This window comes from Tabrizicola sp. BL-A-41-H6, from assembly GCF_050632395.1.
Classification (GTDB): domain Bacteria; phylum Pseudomonadota; class Alphaproteobacteria; order Rhodobacterales; family Rhodobacteraceae; genus JAUYQR01.
Genome location: NZ_CP192600.1, coordinates 3,094,275 through 3,117,580 on the forward strand (window position 1 = coordinate 3,094,275; position 23,306 = coordinate 3,117,580).

Here is a 23,306-nt window from a genome sequence, read left to right on the forward strand (position 1 = left end):
CGTTCAGATCCTTTGTTCAGTCTTTGCGTCAAAGAGCGAGGCCTTCGGCATGTCGAGCAGCAAGTGGACCTGCGTGCCGGACGGAAGCCGCCCCTCCACCGGGATACGGACGCACATCTCGCGCCCTTCCGCCTTCAGCCAGAGAAGGCTGTCGGCACCCAGATGTTCGTCAATTTCGACCTCGGCCGGAATGGTGCGGCCGGGAACGGCTTCGGTTCGGATGGTGATGTGTTCGGGGCGCACCCCGAGGATGGCATTGTCCCGTTCGAGGACCGCGCCGCCATCGTAACCGGTCAGGTCGATGCGGGTCGAGCCGAACTGGAACGCCTTGCCGCCGTCTATGGTCTTGCCAGGAAGCATGTTCATCGCGGGGCTGCCGATGAAACCGGCCACGAAAAGGTTGGTCGGGCGGTTGTAGATCGTCTGCGGGTCGGCCAGTTGCTGGATCACCCCGCCTTTCATCACGGCGATGCGGTCTGCCAGGGTAAGCGCCTCGATCTGGTCATGGGTGACGTAGACCATCGTGTTCTTCAGCCGTTCGTGCAGACGCTTGATCTCGACGCGAAGTTCGCTGCGGAGCTTTGCGTCAAGGTTCGACAGGGGTTCGTCGAAGAGGAACACGTCGACATCGCGCACCAATGCCCGGCCGATGGCGACCCGCTGGCGCTGGCCGCCGGAAAGTGCGCCGGGCTTACGGTCAAGAAGCGGGCCGATCTGGAGGATTTCGGCGGCGCGAGCCACGCGTTTCTCGATCTCGGCCGCGGGCATCTTGGCGTTCTTCAGCCCGAAGGACAGGTTCCCCCGCACCGTCATCTGCGGATAAAGCGCGTAGGACTGGAACACCATGCCGATGCCGCGGTCCGACGGTTCGGCCCAGGTGACGTTCTTGCCCTTGATCCAGATCTGCCCGTCGGTGATGTCGAGAAGCCCGGCGAGGCAGTTGAGCAAGGTCGATTTCCCGCAGCCCGAAGGCCCCAGAAGCACGATGAATTCGCCCTCGGCCACGTCGAGGTTCATCCTTTGCAGGACCGAGACCGAGCCAAAGTTCAGCGTCAGGTCTTTTACAGAGATCGAGTGCGTCATGTTTCAGCCCTTCACGGCACCGGCGGCGATGCCGCGAACGAAAAGCTTCCCGGAGAGGAAGTAGATGACCAGCGGGACAAGCCCCGTCAGCAGCGTTGCCGCCATGTTGACGTTGTATTCCTTCACCCCCTGAACCGAGTTGACGATGTTGTTCAACTGCACCGTCATGGGGTAGAGGTCGGGCTTGGTGAAGACCACGCCAAAGAGAAAATCGTTCCAGATACCAGTGACTTGCAGGATCAGCGCCACCACGAAGATCGGCAGGCTCATCGGCAGCATGATTTGCAGGTAGATTGACCAGAACCCGGCCCCGTCGACCCTGGCGGCCTTGAACAGCTCCTCCGGGATGGTGGAGAAGTAGTTGCGGAACAGCAGCGTCAGGATCGGCATCCCGAAGATGGTGTGCACGAGCACCAGACCCCAGAGCGTGCCGTAGATGCCCATTTCACGCAGCAGGATCACGATGGGGTAAAGCATCACCTGATAGGGAATGAACGACCCGAAGATCAGGATGGTGAAGAACAGGTCAGACCCCTTGAAGCGCCAGTTGACCAGCGCGTAGCCGTTCACCGATGCCACCAGGATCGACAGGATCACCGAGGGCACCGTGATGAGGACGGAATTCCAGAATCCGCGCGAAAGCCCGTCGCAGTTCAGGCCGGTGCAGGCCTCGGCCCAAGCCTTGACCCAAGGCTGGAAGGTAATCTCGACCGGTGGCGCGAAGATGTTGCCAAGCCGCACCTCTGGCATCCCCTTGAGCGAGGTCATCACCATCACCCACAGGGGCAGGATGTAGTAAAGGCTAACCACGATGAGGGTGCCGTAAAGCATGATGTTGCGGCCCGACACTCGGCGGCGCGGTTTGGTACCACGCGGGCCCGCCATTGCGTCGGCGCGCAAGTTTGTTCGGGCGGGCGAAGCGGCCCCGAGATGCGTCTCAGCCATGCTTCTTGCCTCCGAATTCAAGATAAGCCCAGGGGATCAGCACGATCAGCACGGAAAGCAGCATCATGGTCGAGGCCGCGAACCCTTGGCCCAGGTTCTGCGCCTGGAACATGTAATCGTAGACATACATCGCCGGGACCTGACTGGCATTGCCACCGGGGCCGCCAGAGGTCTGCGCCACGACAAGATCGTAAAGCCTAATGATCCCGGCGGCGACGATGACAAGCGTGGTGATGAACACCGGCCGCATCATCGGCACGATGACAACAAGGTAGGTCTTCCATGTGGGAATTCCGTCAACCCGCGCGGCCTTCCAGATGTCCTCGTCGATGCCGCGCAGGCCCGCCAGCATCAGGCACATCACAAAGCCGGTGCCTTGCCAGAGACCCGCGATCAAAAGCCCGTACAGCACGGTGTCGGGGTTGTTCAGCGGGTCGAAGTTGAAGCTTTCCCAACCCCAGCTGCGCACGATTTCCTGCACGCCGAACTGCGGGTTCAAGATCCATTGCCAGACAAGGCCGGTCACGATGAACGACAGCGCGAAGGGGTAGAGCATGATGGTGCGGAAGGTGTCTTCGAAGCGGATCTTCTGGTCCATCAGCACAGCCAGCAGGAAGCCCATCCCGATGGTGAAGATCAGCGACATGACACCGTAGAACAGCAGGTTCTCGATCGAGATCAGCCATCGGCTGTTCGACCAGAGCCGCTCGTACTGGTCCAGCCCGACCCAGCGCAGGCGCGGCAAAAGCTTTGAATCGGTGAAGGAATACACCACCGTCCAGACCGTGCCGCCGACGAACACCACCAGCGTGGTCAGGATCATCGGTAGTGCCGCGATCTTCGCATTCAGATTGCGCAACAGGCGCTTAGGCTGCCCGGACATGCATTCCCCCCTTGGCCGTCGAAGTGCAGAAAGGGCCGCCCGTCTGACGGGCGGCCCCCTGTTTCAGCCTGCGATCAGAGGCCCGACTTCAGGTTCTCGACCCACTGCGCCTGAGCGGCGACCGGGTCCATGTCCGACTTCCAGAATTCGACCATCAGGTCTTCGTTCTGCTTTTGCACGTCCGCCGACCAGACCTGATCACCCGATGGCACGATGTTGCCACCCTTCAGGATCTCCAGACCTTTCTTCATGCAGTCGTTGGCCGCAGCGAGGTCGACGTCGCCACGGATCGGCAACGAGCCCTTCTTCAGGTTGAAGGCCACCTGCACTTCGGGGCTGACGAGCAGTGCGGCAAGACGCTTCTGAGCGGCTTCCTTTTCCGGATCGTCCAGTTTCGGGAAGTAGAAGGCGTCGCCGCCGGTGGAGATGTACTCGTTCAGGCCCAGACCTGGCAGGCAGGTGTAATCCTTGCCGGCCACTTCGCCCGCGACCTGGAATTCACCCTGCGCCCAGTCGCCCATGATCTGACCGGCGGCTTCGTCGGTGATCACGAGGTTGGTTGCCTGGTTCCAGTCTTGCACAGTGGACTTGGCAGCCAGTTTGCGGGCATCGGCTGCGGCCGTGAACACCGCAGCCATCTCTGGCCCGGCAGCAGCTTCCATGTCCTTGTCGATGTTGACCTTCTTCCAGAGGTCAAGGCCACCGATGCCGATCACTAGCGCACCGAACGCAAGGTTCGACTGCCAAGGCTGGTTGCCAAGCGCCAGCGGGATCTTGCCAGCGGCGTCGACCTGCGGGGCGGTTGCAACGAACTCGTTCCAGTTGGTCGGTACCGGGATGCCGAGGTCTTCGTAAACTTTGTTCGACAGCCACAGCCATTCCGGCGAGTGGATGTTGACCGGCGCGCAGTAGATTTTGCCGTCGAGGGTGCAGCTGTCCAGCAGGCTTGGTGGGTAAATGACTTCCTTCCAGTTGTTGGCTTCGGCCACGTCGGTCAGGTCGAGCATCAGGCCGGCTTCGACCAGTTCCTGTGCCTGCTGGCCGTGGTTGAACTGAGTCGCACCCATCGGGTCGCCACCGGTGATGCGGCTGATCATGATCGGGCGGGCAGTACCTCCGCCGCCAGCGATGGCGCCGTCGATCCACTTGTCGCCCGACGCGTCGAACGCCTTGGCAAGCTCGGCCACAGCCGCGGCTTCACCGCCCGAAGTCCACCAATGGGTGACTTCAAGTTCGGTCGCGTGTGCCGCCATTGGCAACGCCACCGATGCGCAAAGCGCAACCGTCATTTTCGTCAGTTTCATCCGTTCCTCCCGGTTTCTAAATCGTTATAGATGATTCCTATATCGTTATAGTTTCACCGATCAAGGAATCTTTTCGCTTGTCGGCGTCACCCGCCAAGAGTTGAATGGCGGCTGAATCCATCGCGAATTCGTCACGTTTCAGGGCTTCCGAACCGCAAATGCCGCACTGCCGAAACACCGCTCAACCTTATGCCGCAACGGGCTTTCTGGCGCCGCTCGGCATGACCGTTTTTGCGGCCGCAGCATGGCGTGCATGCGACGAATCGCCGGGGGTGGCCGTGTCTCGCTCCGCCGCAAGGCCCGCTTCGGCAAAGGCGGGACCATGGCGCTGAGCACCGATCCCCACCTTTCCAGCCCCCCCGATTCGGACGCTGAACGCCCGACGCTCAAGACCATCGCGGCCGCCACCGGCCTGGCGGTCGCCACAGTCAGCCGCGCCCTGAAGGACGCCCCCGACATCGGCGAAGAGACCAAGCGCCGGGTCCGCGAAACCGCGAACCTGCTCGGCTACCGCCCGAACCGCGCTGGCGTGCGCCTGCGCACCGGCAAGACCAACGTCATAGCACTGGTCCTGTCGACCGAGACCGATGTGATGAACCACACCTCGCGGCTGATCTATTCCATCGCCAATGCGCTGCGCGGCTCGCCCTATCATCTGGTTGTGATGCCGTTCTTTCCCGACCAGGACCCGATGGAACCGATCCGGTATATCGTCGAGACGGGAAGCGCGGACGGCGTGATCCTGAACCAGACCAAGCCCGACGATCCCCGCGTGCGCTACCTGCGCGAACGCAACGTGCCCTTTGCCACGCATGGCCGCACCGACATGGGGATCGACCATCCGTATTTCGATTTCGACAACGAGGCCTTCGCCCGCCTCGCCGTGCGCAGCTTTGCCGAACGCGGTCGCAAGCGTCTGCTGTTGATCGCCCCGCCCCGCTCGCATCTTTATGCGCGTCACATGACCTGGGGCTTTTCGGACGAGGCGGCGCTCTTGGGCCTGCCGTTCGAAGTGGCCGACAAGGTCACCTCCGACAGCGGCGGCGAAGCGGTGGACGAGGCCGTGGCGGCCCGCTTTTCGCAGCCAAACCCACCTGACGCAATTCTTGTCGGCTCGACCACTGCCGCGATGTCGTCGATCGCCGGGGCCGAACGTGCCGGCCTCGTGCTCGGTCGCGACTTCGACGTGGTGGCGAAGGAAGCGATCCCGGTGCTGCGCCGTTTTCGGCGCGAAACCATCATCATCCGCGAAGATGTGGGCCGCGCTGGTGAGTTTCTGGCCCACGCGCTTGTCGCCGAAATCGAAAAACGTCCGCCGGAAGCGCGGCAGGGGCTGGAACAACCAAGCAAGGTCGAATGGGGTGACAAACCCCGAACTGGAGAACCGACATGAAGACGATGAAAGGGCCCGCGCTGTTTCTGGCACAATTCGCCGGCGATGCCGCACCGTTCAATAGCTGGAAATCCATCACCGCCTGGGCTGCCGATTGCGGCTATGTCGGCGTGCAGGTGCCGTCATGGGACGGGCGCCTGCTCGATCTGGAAAAGGCAGCAACGTCAAAGAATTACTGCGACGAGTTGAAAGGCGTTGCGAAGGAGTCCGGGGTCGAGATCACCGAACTTTCCACGCACCTGCAGGGGCAGCTGGTGGCAGTCCACCCCGCCTATGACAGCGCCTTCGATGGCTTTGCGGCCCCCGCCGTGCGCGGCAACCCCAAGGCCCGGCAGGAGTGGGCTGTTGATCAGGTGAAAAAGGCGATCACGGCCTCGAAGAACCTTGGCCTTACCGCCCATGCGACGTTTTCGGGCGCGCTGGCCTGGCCCTACCTGTACCCGTGGCCGCAGCGCCCGGCAGGGCTGGTCGAAGAGGCCTTTGACGAGCTTGCCCGACGCTGGACGCCCTTGCTGAACCACGCCGAGGACAATGGCATCGACGTCTGTTACGAGATCCATCCCGGCGAAGACCTGCACGACGGTATCAGCTTTGAGATGTTTCTTGACCGGGTAAAGGGCCACAAGCGCGCCAACATGCTTTACGACCCGTCGCACTATGTCCTGCAACATCTTGATTACATTGACCATATCGATATCTACCATGACCGAATCAGGATGTTCCACGTCAAGGACGCAGAACTGAACCCGACTGGGCGGCAGGGTGTCTACGGCGGTTTCCAATCTTGGGTGAACCGTGCTGGCCGGTTCCGCTCACCCGGCGACGGGCAAGTGGATTTCGGCGGCATCTTCTCCAAACTCACGCAATACGGTTTCGACGGCTGGGCCGTGGTGGAATGGGAATGCTGCCTGAAACACCCAGAGGACGGCGCCCGCGAAGGTGCGGCCTTCGTTCAGGCGCATATCATCCGCGTCACCGAAAAGGCCTTTGACGATTTCGCCGGCAGCGGCACCGACCGCGCCGCCAACCGCCGGATGCTCGGATTGGACTGACCCGGGGCAAGGCGGGGGCCAGCCCCCGCACCCACGGGATATTTGTCGACAGATGAAGACGAAAGAGGTGATCAATGCCCATCGACGCAGCCCATACCGCCCGCCCACCCCGCCTTCGGCTTGGAATGGTCGGGGGCGGCCGTGACGCCTTCATTGGCGCGGTGCATCGCATCGCGTCTCGGATAGACGACCAATATGAACTGGTTGCGGGCTGTTTTTCATCCAGCCCGGAAAAATCGAAAGCATCTGGCGCCGATCTCGGCCTCGATCCGGCGCGCTGCTACGAAAGTTTTGCCGAGATGGCCAGCCGCGAGGCGCGCAAGAAGGACGGCATCGACGTCGTGGCCATCGTCACGCCGAACCACATGCATGCGCCGGTGGCGATGCAGTTCCTGAAACGCGGCATCCATGTGATCTGCGACAAGCCACTGACTGCAACGCTGCCCGAGGCGAAGAAACTCGCCAAGGCCGCTGAAGCCTCGGGCGTGGTGTTCGCCCTGACGCACAACTACACCGGCTACCCGATGATCCGGCAGGCAAAGGCGATGGTCGCGGCGGGCGACCTTGGCGAATTGCGCGTGGTACAGGTGGAATACGCGCAGGACTGGCTGTCCGAACCCATTGAAGGCTCTGGCCAGAAGCAGGCGGACTGGCGCACCGACCCGGCAAGGTCCGGCGCGGGCGGCTCAACCGGGGACATCGGCACCCATGCGTTCAATCTGGCGAATTTCGTGACCGGACTCACACTCGACGCCCTGTCGGCCGACCTGACGGCTTTCGTTCCCGGGCGCCGAGTGGACGACAACGGCCACGTCATGATGCGGTTCAAGGGCGGCGCCAAGGGTATGCTCTGGTGCAGCCAAGTTGCGCCCGGCAATGAAAACTGCCTGCGTCTGCGCGTATATGGCACCAAGGGCGGGCTGGAATGGGCGCAGGAGGACCCAAACTACCTGTGGTTCACCCCGCTGGGCCAGCCAAAACGCCTGATCACCCGTGGCGGTGCTGGATCCGGTCCCGAAGCCGCGCGCTTGTCGCGTGTGCCACCGGGCCATCCAGAAGGCTATCTGGAAGGCTTTGCCAACATCTATGCCGAAGCCGCCCGCGCCATCACCGCCGCCAAGACCGGCAGCGCGATCCCGGAGGGCACCACCTTCCCCGGCCTGAAGGAAGGGCTTGAGGGCGTGGCCTTCGTCGATGCCTGCGTCCGTTCCTCGGCCCGCAACGCGGCATGGGTCGGGCTGAACCTCTAGGCTTTGGTCTGTTGGCAAATACCCCACGAAAGGTCCGGAGGGTGTGAAACCCGCCGTGGCTTGCTAGAGCGGCCCGCTCAGCCGCGCAGGCGCAATCTCTCGCGCTGCAACCAAAGCGCGGTCAGCAGCAGTGGCGCATTCGCCACCTCACCCGAGGCGACGAGGGCCATGAACACATCAAACCCCATAAGGTGTCCGCGAATATCCTCGGACTCTTCGGCCGCCCCGAACACCCCGGCGGCACCGTCTGGCAGGTCGCAGAGGGCCACGTAGGAGTACAGGTATTCGCTGAGCGCGCCGGGGCTTGGGTAATACTGCGCCACCTTCTCCAGCGCCCCGAGGGCAAGCCCAGCCTCCTCGACCGCTTCCCTGCGGGCGCAGTCTTCCGGCGTCTCGCCCGGATCGATCCGTCCGGCAATTGCTTCAAGCTGCCAGGGCAACGGGTCGCCGCGCCCGTAGGGGCCCATCCGCATCTGCTCGATCAGGAGGACACGGTCGCGCACCGGGTCATAGGGCAAAACCGTCACCGCATCACCGGCGACGAAGATTTCCCGCGTCAGTTGCCCGCTCATTTCGCCGTCAAACCGGCGGTAGGACAGCGCGACCTCGGCCACCGCAAAGAAGCCGGTGTGCGGCATGCGCCGCGTCGCCTCGGTCACCTCGCCGGTGCCGACGCGGAGCCCGCGAACCGCGCTGCCTTGCGCACGAGCCCTGCTCGCCGCCTCGACCCGCAACGAACCGAGCCGCTTGGCAAGGCGGTCGGGCGCGACCACTTCGATCAGCCGCATGATGTGGTCAGCCAGCGCCACGTCCTCTGGCGTCACGTCACGGCAATCGTCCAGAAGACGCGCCTGCGCCTGCCCCGCCGTCGTTTCGACCGGCCCGTCGCGCCAGATCGCGCCCATGACCGTCGCGTAATCGCGCAGACGACCCGCTTCGCCGTCGCTCAGGTCGCGCAGTAGGGCACCGGGCACCTTATCGCCGGTCACGACGCCCGCGACAGCGGCAACCTCGCGCCCAAGCACGGCAAGACGCAGCCTTGCGTCGCAAGGCCCGCCAACCACCCATACCGATGTCATGACCAGCGCTTGCTCGCCTTTTCGGTCAGGATGCCCGCGATGATCCCGCCGACAAGCAGCACGCCAAGCACCTCGGCGGTCATCATTTCGCGTGCCCGTTCCAGCATCAGGCTGAACACGTCGAGAACCGCTTCCGTCGGTCCGTCGTAGCGCATCTTCATCGACTGCATGACCATCTCGCGCACTGAAAACAGCAGCAGCGCAAAGAACACCAGCACCACTGCCGTCTTCAGGCCAGACCCCATCGCGTGCTTGTAGCCTTGGCCGGCATCCGGCCCCATCACCCGCCAGCCGACCACCAGACCGATCAACGCCACCAGTTCCCGAAACGGCCCCGCATCGTAGCCGGCCCCAAGAACCGGCACATAGGCGTTTGCGGCAATCCAGCCGACGATGGCGAAGCAAACGGCGGCAACAAGCTTGGCGGCTGTGGGCATGCGTTCCTACCTAGGCCGGGTGACCGTAATCTGCGTCACGTCACAGTTTCCCCCCTGGAAGGCTCCAGCGCAAGAGGTGAGGTAAAAGTCCCACATCCGCTTGAACCGGTCATCAAAGCCAAGCCGCCGCGCTTCGGACCAGCGTTCTGTAAAGGTCTGGTGCCAGCGGCGAAGCGTCAGGCTGTAGCTTTCGCCAAACTCGATCGATCCCTTGACATGCAAACCCGCCTTTTCCACCTCGGCCCGCAACACCGACGGTGCCGGCAACATCCCCCCGGGGAAGATGTATTTCTGAATGAAATCAACACCACGCTGGTAGACATGCCAACGGTCATCCGGGATCGTGATGATTTGCAGGGTGGCGTGACGGCCGGGTTTCAGGCAATCGCGCAGCGCGTTGAAATAGACCGGCCAATACCGTTCGCCCACCGCTTCGAACATCTCGATGGACGCGATGCCGTCATAGGTGCCGCGTTCGTCGCGGTAATCCTGCAACTTGATTTCCACCTTGTCCGACAGTCCGGCACGCGCGATCCGGTCAACGGCATAGTCATATTGCGCCTGACTGATCGTCAGGCCGGTCACTTTCAGGCCGCGCTCCTTGGCTGCGTATTCCGCAAAACCACCCCATCCACAGCCGATTTCAAGCACGTGGTCGCCCGGTTCCGCGCCCATCTGGTCAACCATGCTGGCGTATTTCAACCGCTGCGCACCCTCGAGGCTTTCCTGCCCGGTCACGAACAGCGCCGAGGAATAGGTCATCGTCTCGTCCAGCCACAGCCGGTAGAAATCGTTGCCCAGATCGTAGTGGTGCGCGATGTTCTTTTTCGCCTGAGTGCGCGAATTGGATTGCAGCCAGAAGCGAAACTTCTCGAATGCCCGCACCAGCCCCATGCCGGGAAAGCCGTCGCTGACCGGGTTGTTGCCGGGCCGCTGCACCAGATCAAGGAAGGCCTGCAGGTCTGGCGTGGTCCACCAGCCGTCAAGGTAGCTGTCGCAAAACCCCAGATCGCCCTCGCGGATCAGCCGGGCGAACACATCCGGATTGACCACTTGCAGTTCCGCCACGACGCCCGGTTCGCGGCCCTCGACCCGAAAGCGACGCCCATCCGGCAGGACAAAGTCCAGCCGCCCTTCGCCAATCCGGCTTGCCGCATCGAAAACCGAGGCGAAATACCGTGGCAGGCCGGTCTGGCCCTTCAGCGTCGTCAAAACTTCCATCGCCCCTCCCCAAGGGTTCTCGTCTTTTGGGTTACAGTTTCAGATACGTAACCGCCGCTCAAGAGTTTCGTGCGCCATAAGCCGCCAACGCCCGCGCGCGACCCTCGGCAAGGCCGACGACCGCCTCTGGATAGGGCGCTTTTGGATCAAGGCGCCAACTGCGCGGAACGGCATCAAAGAAGGCCAGCGCGTCCGGACCCGGTGCTACGCTCAGTTCAGCCACGAACCGGCGTCGGTAGGCCGCATCGGGATCGAATTTTTCCGCCTGCCCCGCCGGGTTGAAGATACGAAAGAACGGTGCGGAGTCGGGTCCCGACCCTGCCACCCATTGCCAGCCCATCGCATTGGACGCCGGATCCCAGTCCGTCAGGCAATCCTCGAACCACGCCAGCCCCACCCGCCAATCAGTCAGAAGGTGCTTCGTCAGGTAGCTTGCCGCGATCATCCGCGCGCGGTTGTGCATGGTACCGGTCACATACATCTCACGCATCGCGGCATCGACGAAAGGCTCGCCGGTCATGCCACGCCGCCACCGCTCTGCCTCCAGGTTGTCGCCGCGCCAGGCGAAACTGTCCCACTTGGGGCGCCAGTTGCGGGTGGCGATTTCGGGCGAGTGGTGGATCAGGTGATAGGCAAATTCGCGCCACGCAATCTCGCGCAGAAAGCCGTCCGCCCCGGCCCGACCGTCCTGCATCGCGCGCATTCCGGCGTGCCAGATGGTGCGAACTCCGATTTCACCATAGGTCAGGTTTTCCGACAGCCGCGAGGTGCCGGCCTCGGCCGGAAAGTCGCGCATGACGCCGTAGGCATCGACCGGCCCGGCCAAAAACGCCGCCAGCTTGTCCAGCGCCGCCGCTTCGCCCACGGCCTCATGGCGACCGACCACCGCCGCGCCACGGTTCATCGTGGCACCCAGCCGCCAATCCTCCAGCCGCTCGCTGGCGATGGGTTCGCCCAACCTCCGAGCCGATTGCACCGTCGGGGTCGGAGCCTTCATCTCACGCCCGCGCACCGCCCGCCAATACGGGGTGAACACCCGGTAAAAGCCGCCGCTGCCGGTCTGCACGTCCCACGGCTCGTTCAGGAGATGGCCGTTGAAACTGCGCGCCTCGACCGCCGAAGCCTTCAGCGCCGCCTTGACGGCGGTATCGCGCGCCACCGCCGCGGGGTCGTAAAGCCGCGACCACCAGACCGCATCCGCCCCGCTGTCCGCCAGAACCGCCCGCACTACATCCAGTGCCGGCCCGCGCCGGAACACCGGCTCCAGCCCCAATCCCCGCAGTGTCTTGGCAAAGGCCTCCCAAGCCAGCCCCAGCCGCCACTTCGGCGCCGCGCCCAGCGCTTCGGTTTCGGGATCAAGGATGAACAGTGGCACCAATGGACGCCCCGTCGACACCGCCGCAGCCAGCATCGGCTGGTCCGACACCCGCAAGTCGCGTCGGAACCACAGGATCAGCGGAGTGTCGGTCATTGCAGGAGTATGCCTTTTTTCATCATTTTACGTCCCCCGCCTGCCGCCGGATCATTCCGCACCTTCCTCTTTGCGAAAATATCCTCAGGGGGTGTGGGGGCAGAATGCCCCCGCTCCTTCGCTCAAAGCACCCTGTCCAACGCGGAAATCAGCCGCGCTACCTCGTCCGCCGTGGTGTAATGCACCGACGACATCCGCAGCACACCCTTTTCGCCGTCGATGCCCAACGCCGCCAAGGGCCGCACCGCGTAGAAATCCCCCGCCCAGCAGGCAATACCCTCGCGGCCCAACGCCTCGGACACCGGTTCCGCGGATCCCGCCAGCTCCACCGCCACCGTCGGCGCCCGCCGACCCGCCTCGCGCGGGCCAAGCAGGCGCACATCGTTACGGGCCGAAAGATAATCCAGAAGCGGCTGGATCACCGCCACCTCCTGCGCCCGCATCAGGTCATGCACCCCGCGGTTCCGCGCCAACGCATCGCCGGCCACACCATGATGCGCTGCCAGCGCGTCGATGTAGTCGGCCATCCCGGCGCAGGCCGCGATCTGCGCATGGTCCGGCCCGGCCGGCGTGAACCGCTTGTAAAGCGTGGCGTTGTTGAAGAAATGGGCCTGCCCCGGCAATTCCATTCCGAACGGCTCGCGGATCACCATGATCCCCTGATGCGGGCCGTAGGTCTTGTAGGCTGAGAAAAGATAGACATCGGCCCCAAGCGCCGGCACATCGGGAAAGCCGTGCGGCGCATAGCTGACCCCGTCTACCACGGTCCGTGCGCCCGCATCCCGCGCCATCGCGGTGATCGCGGCCACATCGTTGATTTCGGCGATCACGTTGGAACAGTGCGGAAAACACACCAATTTCACATGTCCGTCCGCCAGCAGCGCCGCCAGCGCCGACAGTTCCAGCGATCCCGTCTCGCGGTCGATCTGCCATTCGCGCACCTCGATCCCCGCATCGGCCAGACGCCGCCAGACGCCCGAGTTCGCCTCGTGATCCTGATCGGTTACGATCACCGCCCCGCCGGTGCCTTCCAGCCACTTCCGCACCGCATGCGCCAGCACATAAGTATTGGCGCTGGTCGACGGCCCGAACGACACTTCATGCGTCGCCACGCCCATCATCGCGGCGAGCCTTTCGCGTGCCTCGTCCATTTCGGCGCCGCCCGTTTGCGCCCCCGGATATGGGCCGTAGGGCTGAACCTTGCGGTCGGTGTAGAACCGCGTCAGACGGTCCACCACCTGACGGCAGGGGTAGCTGCCGCCTGCATTTTCAAAGAAGGCATGGCCCGACAGCACCGGCGACGAAAACGCCGGAAACTGCGAACGAACGAAATCGAGATCAAGCGCGGTCATCGTCATCTCCTGATGGCCGCGGGCAGGGTCCGGCCCCGTGCGCGGGGGTCCGGTCAGTCCGGTCCGCGGCGGGTCTTCCAGCCAGACCTGCGACATTTACCGCAGGCCAGATGCCGCGGGCAGACCCGCATGCGATCACCGAAAACCTAGCCAAGCCACTGGCTGCACGCAACCCCACACTCACCGTCTTGGTTTGCCGTCGCGCCCAGATTTCGGTGCTTTGCCTGGTCGTTTCGCCTGAACAGCGGGCAAAATGCTGGCGAATGCCCGAAAAAGAACCTCTGCCCCCTTGCCCTTTGCCTGCGATCGACACAATTTCCTGTCAGGTTTAGCTCCTGCAGACCTGCCTGAAGAGATGCGTTCAAGCGCCATGCGCGACCGGCTTGGGGAAGTACGGTCGTATTTACAAACCAGAGGAGCCCCAATGAAACAGATGAAATTTGGCTTGATCGGTGCGGCATCCGCTATTGCGGTAGCGACGGCCGCCCATGCCACCGACCCTGACGTGCTTGTGTTCGATTGGGCTGGCTGGGAAATACCCGGGCTTTCGGCCAGCTACACGGAAAAGCACGGCCAAGCTCCGACCTACGCATTCTTCGCCGACGATGACGAAGCGTTCCAGAAAATCTCGTCCGGCTTCAAGGCTGACGTGGTTCACCCCTGCTCGCAGATGGTGCCGAAGTACCGCGCTGCCGGCCTGATCGAACCGTGGGATACCTCGCGCATCCCGGAATTCGCCAACCTCGCGCCGCGGATGCTGGCGTCGAAGGATTTCGTCGATGACGAGGGCGTCTGGTTCATCCCGACCGACTATGCGTTCACCGCTATCGCCTACAACACCGATACAGTGCCGGTCGAGGATGTGGCCTCGCTGAAGGTGTTCCTCGACCCGAAATATGCGGGCCGCATCTCGCTGCCGGACAACACCGATGACGTGTGGGCGCTGGCGTTGCTGGCCACGGGCGTGACCGACTGGACCACCGTGACCGACGATCAGTTCACCGCTGCCGCCGACTGGCTGCGTCAGGTGCATCCGAATGTCCGCGTCTACTGGTCCGACCCGTCGGAGCTGACCCAATTGATGGCCTCGGGCGAGGTGCAGATCGCCTGGTCCTGGAACGACGCGGTCGCCCTGATGCGCGCCGAAGGGTTCCCGGTGGGCTTTCAGCGCACCCCGACCGAGGGCGTCAGCACCTGGTTCTGTGGCCTCGTCAACGTGAAGGACGGCCCCGGCAACGAGGACAAGCTTTACGACTACGTGAACTCGTTCATCTCGCAGGATGCGGCTCAGGTCATGCTGGACAACTTCGGCTATGCTTCGGCCAACGACGCGGGCATGGCGAAGCTTCCGGTTGAGGCGCTGGTCAAAGCGGACATCAACCCGGTCGACGGCACCCTTCTGGCCCAGACCCCGCTGCCGGGTGACCTGCGCGAGCGGATGCTGGAAGAGTTCGAGCTGATCAAGTCGGGGTTCTGATCCGACCGCGCGACAGGAAAACGCCCGGAGGCTGCGGCCTCCGGGCGTTTTCTTTGGGGGGTGTCCCACGGTGGGACACTTTTGGCGCCCAATAACTTCAAGAGCTTGCGCGGCCACGTTAAGGTTTCGTCAACCTTTCAGGCGGCCTTGCTGGCGCGGCGCAGGTCGCCCAGCACCTCGGCCGCGATCTCGAACGAGCGCAGGCGCGCGGTGGGATCGTGGATCATGCCGGTCACCATCACCTCATCCGGCGCGTAGGTTTCGATGATCGCGGCCAATTGCCGACGCACGGTTTCGGGAGCGCCGGTGGCCGAAACGGACAGCGCGTGTTCGACCTGCGCCATCACCTGCGGCGGCACTTCGGCGCTGACATCATCGACCGGGCGCGGCAGCTTGCCGGGGCGGCCGGTGCGCAACCGCGCGAAGGCGAGGATCTGCGACGAGCGCAGGAAGCGCGCCTCGGCGTCGGTCGTGGCGGCACAGACGCCTGCGGCGATCATCACATGCGGTCTGGCCAGATGCGCGGAGGGGCGGAAGGTGCTGCGGTAAATCTCCAGCGCCTGACCGAGCATGGCGGGGGCGAAATGCGAGGCAAAGGCGTAGGGCAGACCGAGCCACGCCGCCAGTTGCGCGCCGAACGTGCTGGAGCCGAGTATCCACACCGGCACCTCGGTCCCTTCGCCCGGAATTGCGCGGAGGGTGGCGTTGGGGTCGGCGGGGCCGAAATAGCCCATCAGTTCAACCACATCCTGCGGGAACGTATCCTCCACCGCCATGTTGCGGCGCAGCGCGCGGGCGGTGCCCATGTCGGTTCCCGGCGCACGGCCAAGACCAAGGTCGATACGACCCGGATACAGCGTGGCGAGGGTGCCGAACTGTTCGGCAATGACGAGGGGCGCGTGGTTTGGCAGCATGATTCCGCCCGCGCCGACGCGGATGGTCTTGGTGGCCCCGGCGACATGGCCGATCACGATGGAGGTCGCGGCGCTGGCGATGCCAGGCATGTTGTGGTGTTCGGCCAGCCAGTAGCGGGTATAACCAAGTCGTTCGGCGGCCTGCGCCAGCGTGACGGTGTTCTTCAGGGCATCCGCCGCCGACAGCCCTTCGGGGATCGGTGACAGGTCGAGGAGAGAGAAAGCTTGCATGGCAATGTTCCTTTGACCCGAAGGTAAGCCTTTCGCGGGCGATCCGAAACCCCGGCTCGCAGCCTTGTGCGCGGGCGATGATGCGTCCTTGCGCCGCGCGCCCCCGGTCCCTATATTCCGTCTTGTCAGGGGCAACCCTGACTATGGCGATAAACGCACCTGTAATAATCGGCTCGGACCCGGGGGCGGTACCCGGCGGCTCCACCAGACCTTCCCGTTCATTGCGGGCGTGTGGGGCCGAAATAGGATCGACGAACGACCAAAGAGGCCAGCTTTCGCTCGGTGAGGTACCACCGTTATCGGTCCGCAAGTACAGTTGCCAATGACAACCGTGCTCCGATGGCTCTGGCTGCGTAAGCAGTTCGATCTATCGAAACTTAAGCCCCTGCGCTTAGCCGCGTAGGGCGGGGTTCGCAGGTACCTGGCAACAGAAACCTGCACCTAATTCCCTAATGCTTGACGTGTCCTGCCCGATTGCCTACCAAACCGGCATGGGGCAGCGACCGCCCCGTGAGGCTTCGGCCCAAGGATCGCATCCCGTTTCCATTGCGCAGGATGCCCCATGCCCGGACCGACCCAGATCACCCCCGCCCAGCTGATGCGCCTGATCGGCACCCCCGATGCGCCGACGATCTACGACGTTCGGCTGGCGGAAGACATCGCCGCCGACCCCCGGCTGATTCCGACCAGTATCGCCTTGCCCCACGGCGGGTTCGACCCGGCGCCGCGCGTGACGGGGCCGGTCGTCGTGGCCTGTCAGCGCGGGCGAAAGCTGTCCGAAGGCGTGGCGGCCCTGCTGCGCACGCAAGGCATTGCCGCCGAAACGCTGGACGGCGGGACCGAGGCTTGGGCGGCGGCAGGTCTGCCGATGGTGCCGATGGCGGCCTTGAGCGGGACCGGGCTTTGGGTGACGCGGCACCGCCCCAAGGTGGACCGCATCGCCTGCCCGTGGCTGATCCGCCGATTCATCAACCCCGGCGCGCGGTTCCTGTTCGTGGCCCCCGCCGAGGTGGCCGCCGTGGCGGACCGCTTTGATGCGACGCCCTTCGACGTCGAGGGCGTGACCTTCAGCCACCGGGGCGAGCGGTGTTCGTTCGACGCGCTGATGGAAGATTTCGGCCTGCACACCGAGGCACTGGACCGTCTGGCGCTGGTGGTGCGGGCCGCCGATACCGACCGGCACGACATTGCCCCGCAGGCGGGGGGCCTGCTGGCGCTTTCGGTCGGGTTGTCACGGATGTTTCGTGATGATCTGCAACAGCTTGAGGCTGGCATGGCCCTTTACGATGCGCTTTACCGCTGGGCGCGGGACGGGCATGAGGAAGGCCACGACTGGCCCGCAGGACGCATCGCATGACCCCTTCCGTATCCGACCTGACCCGCACCTTCGCCCGGATCGGCTGCCTTTCGTTCGGCGGGCCGGCGGCGCAGATTGCGCTGATGCACCGGACCTTGGTGGACGAAAAGAAATGGGTGGACGAGCCCGATTACCTTCGCGCCCTGTCGTTTTGCATGCTGTTGCCGGGGCCAGAGGCGATGCAACTTGCGACATGGATCGGCTGGCGCTTGCACGGGGTGCGGGGCGGGTTGATCGCCGGTGGGCTGTTCGTGCTGCCCGGCGCGGTCGTGGTGCTGGCGCTGTCGATGGTCTACGCGGCTTACGGCACGCTGCCCTTGGTGGCGGCGCTGTTCACCGGGATACAGGCGGCCGTGGTGGCCGTGGTGATCGAGGCGCTTTTGCGCGTATCGAAGCGGGCGCTTAAATCGCGCGGTGCCTATGTGATCGCCGCGCTGGCCTTTGCGGGCCTTTATTTCCTGAACGCGCCCTTTCCGCTGATCATCATGGCCGCCGGGATCTACGGGTTCCTGACCAGCCGCGACGGCGCGGTGCCGTCTGGCGCGCCCGCGTTTTCAGCGGGTGCGGCAGCGCGGACGGCGCTTTTGTGGGCGGTGATCTGGCTGGCGCCGCTGGGGGTGCTGGTGTTGGCGGACGCGGGCCTTCTGGCCGAGATCGGGGCGTTCTTTGCCAAGCTGGCGGTGCTGACATTTGGCGGGGCCTATGCGGTGCTGGCGTGGATGGCGCAGGACGTGGTGCAGGTGAAGGGCTGGCTGTCGTTGCGCCAGATGATCGACGGGCTGGGGCTGGCGGAAACCACACCCGGCCCGCTGATTCTGGTGACCGAGTTCGTGGGTTACATGGCCGCGCACCGTGAGGGCGGCGTGATGCTGGGGTTGGCCGCGGCGGTGGTGACGCTGTGGATGACCTTCGTGCCGTCCTTCGGCTTCATCTTCACCGGCGCGCCGTTCATCGCGCGGTTGACAGCGATGCCGCGTCTGTCGGGGGCACTGGCGGCGATCACTGCGGCGGTGGTGGGCGTGATCGCCAATCTTTCCCTTTGGTTCGCGCTGCATGTGCTGTTTCGCAGCGTCGAGACGCTGACGTACGGCCCCGTGCGGATTGCGCTTCCGGACCTCACCAGCCTGAACCCCGTGGCGCTGGTGATCGGGCTTGGCGCGGGCTGGTTGCTGTTGGTTCGGCATGTCCCGCTCTTGTGGGTGCTGGCGCTTTCGGCGCTGGCTTCGGCAGCGGCCAGCCTCGCCTGAATTTTGGGCGGCAACTCCCCTTCCCTTGGCGGGCGAATCCCCTATGCTCACCGCAACCATGTAAGAGGCACCCGGATGGCCCGTTCCATCGACTATGGCAATCTGATGCACCGGGCGATGCGCGGTCTGATCCAGACCGTCCTGACCGACGTTTCGAAGAACGGCCTGCCCGGCGCGCATCATTTCTTCATCACCTTCGACACGACCCACCCCGGCGTGGAGATGGCCGATTGGCTGAAGGCGCGCTATCCCGGCGAAATGACCGTGGTGATCCAGCACTGGTTCGAAAACCTCGACGTCACTGACGAAGGCTTTTCGATCACCCTTAACTTCGGCAACAATCCCGAACCGATGGTCATTCCGTTTGACGCGGTCCGCACCTTTGTCGATCCCTCGGTGGAGTTCGGATTGCGGTTCGAGACGCATTCGGACGAGGATGAGGACGACGAGGACGACATCGAGGTCGAAGAGGAACCAACCCCGCCGCGCGATGCGGAAATCGTCAGCCTCGACAAGTTCCGCAAGCAATAGGGCATGTCCGACCTCGCCCTGTTCCGCCGCCGGTTGCTGCAAAATCCGCGCCAGATGTCAGCGATTGCGCCCTCGTCGCGGGCCTTGGCACGGGCGATGGCAAAGGGGCTTGGCCCCGCCACCGGGCGTGTGGTGGAATTCGGCCCCGGCACCGGCAGCCTGACGCGCGCCATTCTGGATGCGGGCGTTTCCCCTGAGAACCTGACCCTGTTCGAGCTTGACCCACATTTCGCAGAGCACCTAAGGACCGCCTTTCCCGGCACTACCCTGCATCTGACGGGTGCCGACACCGCCGCAGATCATGTGGCCGCCGGGGTGGGTGCCGTGGTCTCGGGCCTGCCGCTTTTGTCGATGCCCGACGCAGTCTGCGACGCCATAGTGTCGGCTGCCTTCCAAATCCTTGCGCCCGGCGCGCCGTTCATCCAGTTCACCTACGGCCCGAAACCGCCGGTTCCCGCCGACACCATCGCAAAGCTTGGCCTGACCGTGGAAACCGGCCCGAAGATCTGGGCCAATCTGCCCCCCGCGCGGGTCTACCGCTTTCGGCAAATCTGACGGTATACCGCTGCATACCGATTGATTCCAAACCCGCCCGGCGCTAGACGGACGGCGAGAGCTTGCATGGGAGGCAGCGATGAGCGCGATCCGTATCGAAACCGACAGCTTTGGCCCGCTTGAGGTTCCCGCCGACAAATACTGGGGCGCGCAGACCCAGCGGTCGATCATCAACTTCCCGATCGGCTGGGAAAAGCAGCCCGTCGCGATCATCCGCGCGCTTGGCGTGATCAAGAAGGCCTGCGCGCTGGTCAACATCGACCAGGGCGACATTTCGAAAGAGCTGGGCGAGGCGATTGCGGCGGCGGCGACCGAGGTAATCGACGGGAAATTCGACGACAATTTCCCCCTTGTCGTCTGGCAGACCGGGTCTGGCACGCAATCGAACATGAATGCGAACGAAGTCATCTCCAACCGCGCCATCGAAATGCTGGGCGGGGTGATGGGCTCGAAGAAGCCGGTGCATCCCAACGACCATGTCAACATGGGGCAATCGTCGAACGACACCTTCCCTACCGCGATGCATGTGGCAATCGGTATGATGGCACGCGACGTGCTGTTGCCGGGGCTGAAGAAGCTGCACGCGGCGCTGGTAGATAAATCCATCGAATTCAAGGACATCATCAAGATCGGGCGCACCCATACGCAGGATGCGACGCCGCTGACGCTCGGGCAGGAGTTTTCCGGCTACGCGCATCAGGTCAGCCAGGGGATCTTGCGTATCCACAAGATCCTGCCGGAAATCTATGAGCTGGCGCAGGGCGGCACGGCGGTTGGCACCGGGCTTAACACCCGCGTCGGCTGGGACAAGCGCGTGGCGTACAAGATTGCCGAGATCACCAACCTGCCCTTCGTCACCGCGCCGAACAAGTTCGAAGCGCTGGCCGCGCATGATGCGATGGTGATGTTTTCAGGCGCGTTGAAGACCGTCGCCGTCAGCCTGTTCAAGATTGCTAACGACATGCGGCTTCTCGGCTCCGGCCCCCGATCGGGTCTGGGCGAGTTGATCCTGCCGGAAAACGAGCCGGGGTCCTCGATCATGCCGGGCAAAGTGAACCCGACCCAGGCCGAGGCGCTGACGATGGTCTGTGCGCAGGTGATGGGCAATGACGCGGCGGTGGGCTTTGCCGGCAGCCAGGGCCATTTCGAGTTGAACGTCTACAACCCGATGATGTCCTATAACGTGCTGCAATCCATGCAGCTTCTGGGCGATGCGGCGGGGTCTTTCACCGACAACATGGTGGTCGGAACCGAAGCCAACCTTGCCCGGATCGACAAGCTGATGAAGGAATCGCTGATGCTGGTGACGGCGCTGGCGCCGACCATCGGCTATGACAACGCGACCAAGGTAGCCAAGACCGCGCACAAGAACGGCACGACGTTGCGCGAAGAGGCGATTGCGCTTGGCTTCGTCGACGGTGAAACCTTCGACCGCGTGGTGCGGCCGGAGGACATGATCGGGCCGAAGGGCTGATGGCCGAGGTCGTCAACCTGCGGCAAGTGAAAAAGCAGGCGGCCCGCAAGGCCGCCCGCGTCGAGGCGGATGCCAACGCCGCGAAATTCGGCCGCACCAAGGCCGAGCGTGAGGTTGAGGCGGCGCGTGCGGCAAAGGCCGCGCGCGATCTGGACGGGCACCTTCGCGAGACGGATTGAACCGACGGGCCGGTCGCGCGAATTAGCCCGGTGACAAGCGCCGGGAGGGGGCGTTAGCGTAGCGCCATGACCAACCGCCCCGTTAAACGCTCGCTTACCCTGAACGGCCACCGCACCAGCGTGTCGTTGGAAGACCCGTTCTGGACGGCATTTCGCGATATTGCCGCCGCCCGTGGCCAGCCGCTGAACGACCTTGCCGCCGAAATCGACGCCGCCCGCACGCGCGATGAGGGGCTTGCGTCAGCGATCCGGGTGTTCGTACTGCACCATTACCGCGCGGCGGCGGCCAGCGCGGGCGCCAGATCACCGTAACCGGTAAAGCGCCGCTCATACGCCAGTCCAAGCCTGCGCGCGCAGTCTTCGGCCTTGGCGTCCAGCGCGGGATCGTTCACTTGGGCCTGATAGACGAGTTTGGTGTAGTTGCCGAAATACATATCACGCAACTGCGGGTGCCGGTCCAAGCCCATCGGCTTCCAGACGAAGGCATCGAACTGGCGAACGAGGAAATCGGTCAGGTAGAAAGCGGTGAATTCAGTGTCAGCGTGGTCGGCGAAGGCTGCGTTGCCTTCAAAAAACGAATAACAATGTGGGCCTGCGACCATTTCGACGCCCAGTTCTTTGCACTTTTCGAACAATTGTCCGCCAGTGCCGCAGTCTGCATAGACCACGAAGATACTGTCATACTGGCCGCGCGCCTGCAGCACCGCGGCCTCTACTGCCGGGGTGATCCGATCCGGCCAGAGGTGCAGTTTCGCGGGCAGGCATTGCAGATCGAGGTGGTCCCAGCCATTCGCGGCCTTCAACGCCAGCACCTCGTGCGCCAGCGCGCCGCAGGCGATCAGCAGCACCCGCCCGACGTGCGCCGCCGACAGGCCGGCTTCGGTCAATGTCTGGTCATCAGGAATCATTGCACCCTTCCTCGGGGAGCAGCTATCGGGCCAGCCGGTTCCAGCCGATGATGAGGCTGCCGGCCACTGCGGCAAAGCCAAGCGCCACAAGCGGCACGTTGGCCCAAAGCGCCAGCGCGATCGTCACACCGGCGGCCAGCATGACCATCGCAATCAAACCCAGAAAATGCGTGAGAGGCATGGATACTTCCTCCTTGCCTTTCAATCTGCGCCTGAAGTCCGGTTCATGCAAGCCCTTGCGAGGTCACGCTTTGGTGCGTCAGCCGGCCAGCTGGTTGTGCTTGCGCGCAACGAACTGCTTTGCCGTTTCCACCGCAACAGCGGCGTCGCGGCAATAGGCGTCGGCACCGATGGCGCGGCCGAATTCTTCGTTCAGGGGCGCGCCGCCGACCAGCACGATGTAATCCTCGCGCATGCCCTTTTCCTTCATCGTGTCGATCACGACCTTCATGTAAGGCATCGTGGTCGTCAGCAGGGCCGACATGCCGAGGATATCGGGTTTTTCGGCTTCCAGCGCCTCAAGGTATTTCTCGACCGAGTTGTTGATGCCAAGGTCGCGCACTTCAAAGCCCGCGCCTTCCATCATCATCGCGACAAGGTTCTTGCCGATGTCGTGGATGTCGCCCTTGACGGTGCCGATCACCATCTTGCCCATCCGCGGCGCGCCGGTTTCGACCAGCAGCGGCTTGAGGATGAACATGCCACCCTTCATCGCGTTGGCAGCCAGCAGAACTTCGGGCACGAAGAGGATGCCATCGCGGAAGTCGGCACCCACGATGGTCATGCCGGCAACAAGCGCCTTGGTCAGGACGTCATAGGGCGTCCATCCGCGCGCGATCAGGATGTTGACCGCCTCTTCGATCTCTTCCTTCAGACCGTCGTAGAGGTCGTCGTGCATCTGCAGGACCAGCTCGTCATCCGACAGTTCGGACAGGATGATTTCGTCGTCGTCGGCCATGAAAG

Annotated in this window: 24 protein-coding genes and 1 other RNA gene; 12 read left to right on the top strand and 13 right to left on the bottom strand. The window is 63.7% G+C overall.

What is annotated here, in order from left to right; all coding sequences use genetic code 11:
• Positions 1 to 3: 3 nt before the first annotated feature.
• The 4 genes from ACROUL_RS15125 to ACROUL_RS15140 form a co-directional block, all read right to left on the bottom strand.
• Positions 4 to 1,083 (bottom strand): ABC transporter ATP-binding protein, encoded by a 1,080-nt coding sequence (locus ACROUL_RS15125; RefSeq protein WP_431300283.1) that lies wholly within the window; start codon positions 1,081 to 1,083, stop codon positions 4 to 6.
• Between the two features lie 3 nt (positions 1,084 to 1,086).
• On the bottom strand, positions 1,087 to 1,968 hold the full coding sequence (locus ACROUL_RS15130; protein WP_431301319.1) for a carbohydrate ABC transporter permease: 882 nt from the start codon (positions 1,966 to 1,968) through the stop codon (positions 1,087 to 1,089).
• Between the two features lie 52 nt (positions 1,969 to 2,020).
• Positions 2,021 to 2,911 (bottom strand): carbohydrate ABC transporter permease, encoded by an 891-nt coding sequence (locus tag ACROUL_RS15135; protein WP_431300284.1) that lies wholly within the window; start codon positions 2,909 to 2,911, stop codon positions 2,021 to 2,023.
• A 74-nt stretch (positions 2,912 to 2,985) separates the two neighbouring features.
• Positions 2,986 to 4,215 (bottom strand): ABC transporter substrate-binding protein, encoded by a 1,230-nt coding sequence (locus ACROUL_RS15140; protein ID WP_431300285.1) that lies wholly within the window; start codon positions 4,213 to 4,215, stop codon positions 2,986 to 2,988.
• A 253-nt stretch (positions 4,216 to 4,468) separates the two neighbouring features.
• Between ACROUL_RS15140 and ACROUL_RS15145 the strand changes: the two genes are divergently transcribed.
• The 3 genes from ACROUL_RS15145 to ACROUL_RS15155 all read left to right on the top strand — a co-directional run bounded on the left by ACROUL_RS15145 (position 4,469) and on the right by ACROUL_RS15155 (position 7,910).
• Complete coding sequence (locus ACROUL_RS15145) at positions 4,469 to 5,608, top strand: LacI family transcriptional regulator (RefSeq protein WP_431300286.1); 1,140 nt, start codon at positions 4,469 to 4,471, stop codon at positions 5,606 to 5,608.
• The gene (locus tag ACROUL_RS15150; protein ID WP_431300287.1) at positions 5,605 to 6,660 is read left to right on the top strand and encodes a sugar phosphate isomerase/epimerase family protein; all 1,056 of its coding nucleotides are present in this window, start codon (positions 5,605 to 5,607) and stop codon (positions 6,658 to 6,660) included. The genes ACROUL_RS15145 and ACROUL_RS15150 overlap by 4 nt, the downstream gene beginning before the upstream one ends.
• A 74-nt stretch (positions 6,661 to 6,734) precedes the next feature.
• Positions 6,735 to 7,910, top strand: a complete 1,176-nt coding sequence (locus tag ACROUL_RS15155) for a Gfo/Idh/MocA family protein (RefSeq protein WP_431300288.1) — start codon at positions 6,735 to 6,737, stop codon at positions 7,908 to 7,910.
• Between the two features lie 77 nt (positions 7,911 to 7,987).
• Here ACROUL_RS15155 and ACROUL_RS15160 read toward each other — a convergent pair whose 3' ends face one another.
• The 5 genes from ACROUL_RS15160 to ACROUL_RS15180 form a co-directional block, all read right to left on the bottom strand.
• Positions 7,988 to 8,989 carry an NUDIX domain-containing protein gene (locus tag ACROUL_RS15160; RefSeq protein ID WP_431300289.1) on the bottom strand — a complete coding sequence of 334 codons (1,002 nt, stop codon included), beginning with the start codon at positions 8,987 to 8,989 and terminating at the stop codon, positions 7,988 to 7,990.
• Positions 8,986 to 9,426 (bottom strand): TrgA family protein, encoded by a 441-nt coding sequence (locus tag ACROUL_RS15165; protein WP_431300290.1) that lies wholly within the window; start codon positions 9,424 to 9,426, stop codon positions 8,986 to 8,988. The genes ACROUL_RS15160 and ACROUL_RS15165 overlap by 4 nt, the downstream gene beginning before the upstream one ends.
• Positions 9,427 to 9,432: 6 nt before the next feature.
• Positions 9,433 to 10,647 carry a class I SAM-dependent methyltransferase gene (locus ACROUL_RS15170; protein WP_431300291.1) on the bottom strand — a complete coding sequence of 405 codons (1,215 nt, stop codon included), beginning with the start codon at positions 10,645 to 10,647 and terminating at the stop codon, positions 9,433 to 9,435.
• Positions 10,648 to 10,705: 58 nt separating this feature from the next.
• On the bottom strand, positions 10,706 to 12,118 hold the full coding sequence (locus tag ACROUL_RS15175) for a cryptochrome/photolyase family protein (RefSeq protein ID WP_431300292.1): 1,413 nt from the start codon (positions 12,116 to 12,118) through the stop codon (positions 10,706 to 10,708).
• Between the two features lie 122 nt (positions 12,119 to 12,240).
• Entirely contained in the window at positions 12,241 to 13,470 is a 1,230-nt protein-coding gene (locus ACROUL_RS15180) for an aminotransferase class V-fold PLP-dependent enzyme (RefSeq protein WP_431300293.1), read from the bottom strand.
• Between the two features lie 424 nt (positions 13,471 to 13,894).
• Between ACROUL_RS15180 and ACROUL_RS15185 the strand changes: the two genes are divergently transcribed.
• A complete protein-coding gene (locus tag ACROUL_RS15185; RefSeq protein ID WP_431300294.1) occupies positions 13,895 to 14,947 on the top strand; it encodes an extracellular solute-binding protein in 1,053 nt (350 codons plus the stop codon).
• A gap of 137 nt (positions 14,948 to 15,084) precedes the next feature.
• Here the strand turns inward: ACROUL_RS15185 and ACROUL_RS15190 are convergent, their stop codons facing one another.
• Positions 15,085 to 16,092, bottom strand: a complete 1,008-nt coding sequence (locus ACROUL_RS15190; RefSeq protein ID WP_431300295.1) for an LLM class flavin-dependent oxidoreductase — start codon at positions 16,090 to 16,092, stop codon at positions 15,085 to 15,087.
• An 84-nt stretch (positions 16,093 to 16,176) separates the two neighbouring features.
• Here ACROUL_RS15190 and ssrA point away from each other — a divergent pair.
• From ssrA to ACROUL_RS15230, 8 genes are all read left to right on the top strand, one after another.
• Positions 16,177 to 16,534: a transfer-messenger RNA gene (ssrA, locus tag ACROUL_RS15195) on the top strand.
• A 120-nt stretch (positions 16,535 to 16,654) separates the two neighbouring features.
• Positions 16,655 to 17,449 (top strand): chromate resistance protein ChrB domain-containing protein, encoded by a 795-nt coding sequence (locus ACROUL_RS15200; RefSeq protein ID WP_431300296.1) that lies wholly within the window; start codon positions 16,655 to 16,657, stop codon positions 17,447 to 17,449.
• Positions 17,446 to 18,696 (top strand): chromate efflux transporter, encoded by a 1,251-nt coding sequence (gene chrA, locus ACROUL_RS15205; RefSeq protein WP_431300297.1) that lies wholly within the window; start codon positions 17,446 to 17,448, stop codon positions 18,694 to 18,696. The genes ACROUL_RS15200 and chrA overlap by 4 nt, the downstream gene beginning before the upstream one ends.
• A 75-nt stretch (positions 18,697 to 18,771) precedes the next feature.
• Positions 18,772 to 19,227 (top strand): SspB family protein, encoded by a 456-nt coding sequence (locus ACROUL_RS15210; protein ID WP_431300298.1) that lies wholly within the window; start codon positions 18,772 to 18,774, stop codon positions 19,225 to 19,227.
• Between the two features lie 3 nt (positions 19,228 to 19,230).
• Positions 19,231 to 19,782: a class I SAM-dependent methyltransferase gene (locus ACROUL_RS15215; RefSeq protein ID WP_431300299.1), complete on the top strand. Its 552-nt coding sequence runs from the start codon at positions 19,231 to 19,233 to the stop codon at positions 19,780 to 19,782.
• 79 nt (positions 19,783 to 19,861) lie between these two features.
• Entirely contained in the window at positions 19,862 to 21,256 is a 1,395-nt protein-coding gene (gene fumC / locus ACROUL_RS15220) for a class II fumarate hydratase (protein ID WP_431300300.1), read from the top strand.
• A complete protein-coding gene (locus tag ACROUL_RS15225) occupies positions 21,256 to 21,435 on the top strand; it encodes a DUF4169 family protein (RefSeq protein ID WP_431300301.1) in 180 nt (59 codons plus the stop codon). Before fumC ends, ACROUL_RS15225 begins: the two co-directional genes overlap by 1 nt.
• Positions 21,436 to 21,501: 66 nt before the next feature.
• Complete coding sequence (locus tag ACROUL_RS15230) at positions 21,502 to 21,747, top strand: ribbon-helix-helix domain-containing protein (protein WP_431300302.1); 246 nt, start codon at positions 21,502 to 21,504, stop codon at positions 21,745 to 21,747.
• On the opposite strand, the gene ACROUL_RS15235 is transcribed toward ACROUL_RS15230, so the two are convergent.
• The 3 genes from ACROUL_RS15235 to ACROUL_RS15245 form a co-directional block, all read right to left on the bottom strand.
• Positions 21,705 to 22,343, bottom strand: a complete 639-nt coding sequence (locus ACROUL_RS15235) for a DUF1638 domain-containing protein (RefSeq protein ID WP_431300303.1) — start codon at positions 22,341 to 22,343, stop codon at positions 21,705 to 21,707. The two genes, ACROUL_RS15230 and ACROUL_RS15235, sit on opposite strands and share 43 nt — an antisense overlap.
• Positions 22,344 to 22,365: 22 nt before the next feature.
• Complete coding sequence (locus tag ACROUL_RS15240; RefSeq protein ID WP_431300304.1) at positions 22,366 to 22,524, bottom strand: hypothetical protein; 159 nt, start codon at positions 22,522 to 22,524, stop codon at positions 22,366 to 22,368.
• Between the two features lie 78 nt (positions 22,525 to 22,602).
• Positions 22,603 to 23,301: a corrinoid protein gene (locus tag ACROUL_RS15245; RefSeq protein ID WP_305569439.1), complete on the bottom strand. Its 699-nt coding sequence runs from the start codon at positions 23,299 to 23,301 to the stop codon at positions 22,603 to 22,605.
• Positions 23,302 to 23,306 lie beyond the last annotated feature (5 nt).

Excerpts from the sequence above, each read along its gene's own strand:
- ACROUL_RS15135 (WP_431300284.1), bottom strand. The coding sequence starts at position 2,911 with ATGTCCGGGCAGCCTAAGCGCCTGTTGCGCAATCTGAATGCGAAGATC.
- ACROUL_RS15140 (WP_431300285.1), bottom strand. The coding sequence starts at position 4,215 with ATGAAACTGACGAAAATGACGGTTGCGCTTTGCGCATCGGTGGCGTTG.
- ACROUL_RS15160 (WP_431300289.1), bottom strand. The coding sequence starts at position 8,989 with ATGACATCGGTATGGGTGGTTGGCGGGCCTTGCGACGCAAGGCTGCGT.
- ACROUL_RS15210 (WP_431300298.1), top strand. The coding sequence starts at position 18,772 with ATGGCCCGTTCCATCGACTATGGCAATCTGATGCACCGGGCGATGCGC.
- ACROUL_RS15125 (WP_431300283.1), bottom strand. The coding sequence starts at position 1,083 with ATGACGCACTCGATCTCTGTAAAAGACCTGACGCTGAACTTTGGCTCG.
- ACROUL_RS15225 (WP_431300301.1), top strand. The coding sequence starts at position 21,256 with ATGGCCGAGGTCGTCAACCTGCGGCAAGTGAAAAAGCAGGCGGCCCGC.
- ACROUL_RS15235 (WP_431300303.1), bottom strand. The coding sequence starts at position 22,343 with ATGATTCCTGATGACCAGACATTGACCGAAGCCGGCCTGTCGGCGGCG.
- ACROUL_RS15190 (WP_431300295.1), bottom strand. The coding sequence starts at position 16,092 with ATGCAAGCTTTCTCTCTCCTCGACCTGTCACCGATCCCCGAAGGGCTG.
- ACROUL_RS15155 (WP_431300288.1), top strand. The coding sequence starts at position 6,735 with ATGCCCATCGACGCAGCCCATACCGCCCGCCCACCCCGCCTTCGGCTT.
- chrA (WP_431300297.1), top strand. The coding sequence starts at position 17,446 with ATGACCCCTTCCGTATCCGACCTGACCCGCACCTTCGCCCGGATCGGC.
- ACROUL_RS15215 (WP_431300299.1), top strand. The coding sequence starts at position 19,231 with ATGTCCGACCTCGCCCTGTTCCGCCGCCGGTTGCTGCAAAATCCGCGC.
- ACROUL_RS15175 (WP_431300292.1), bottom strand. The coding sequence starts at position 12,118 with ATGACCGACACTCCGCTGATCCTGTGGTTCCGACGCGACTTGCGGGTG.
- ACROUL_RS15240 (WP_431300304.1), bottom strand. The coding sequence starts at position 22,524 with ATGCCTCTCACGCATTTTCTGGGTTTGATTGCGATGGTCATGCTGGCC.
- ACROUL_RS15185 (WP_431300294.1), top strand. The coding sequence starts at position 13,895 with ATGAAACAGATGAAATTTGGCTTGATCGGTGCGGCATCCGCTATTGCG.
- ACROUL_RS15130 (WP_431301319.1), bottom strand. The coding sequence starts at position 1,968 with ATGGCGGGCCCGCGTGGTACCAAACCGCGCCGCCGAGTGTCGGGCCGC.
- ACROUL_RS15145 (WP_431300286.1), top strand. The coding sequence starts at position 4,469 with ATGCGACGAATCGCCGGGGGTGGCCGTGTCTCGCTCCGCCGCAAGGCC.
- ACROUL_RS15230 (WP_431300302.1), top strand. The coding sequence starts at position 21,502 with ATGACCAACCGCCCCGTTAAACGCTCGCTTACCCTGAACGGCCACCGC.
- ACROUL_RS15200 (WP_431300296.1), top strand. The coding sequence starts at position 16,655 with ATGCCCGGACCGACCCAGATCACCCCCGCCCAGCTGATGCGCCTGATC.
- ACROUL_RS15170 (WP_431300291.1), bottom strand. The coding sequence starts at position 10,647 with ATGGAAGTTTTGACGACGCTGAAGGGCCAGACCGGCCTGCCACGGTAT.
- ACROUL_RS15180 (WP_431300293.1), bottom strand. The coding sequence starts at position 13,470 with ATGACCGCGCTTGATCTCGATTTCGTTCGTTCGCAGTTTCCGGCGTTT.
- fumC (WP_431300300.1), top strand. The coding sequence starts at position 19,862 with ATGAGCGCGATCCGTATCGAAACCGACAGCTTTGGCCCGCTTGAGGTT.
- ACROUL_RS15245 (WP_305569439.1), bottom strand. The coding sequence starts at position 23,301 with ATGGCCGACGACGACGAAATCATCCTGTCCGAACTGTCGGATGACGAG.
- ACROUL_RS15165 (WP_431300290.1), bottom strand. The coding sequence starts at position 9,426 with ATGCCCACAGCCGCCAAGCTTGTTGCCGCCGTTTGCTTCGCCATCGTC.
- ACROUL_RS15150 (WP_431300287.1), top strand. The coding sequence starts at position 5,605 with ATGAAGACGATGAAAGGGCCCGCGCTGTTTCTGGCACAATTCGCCGGC.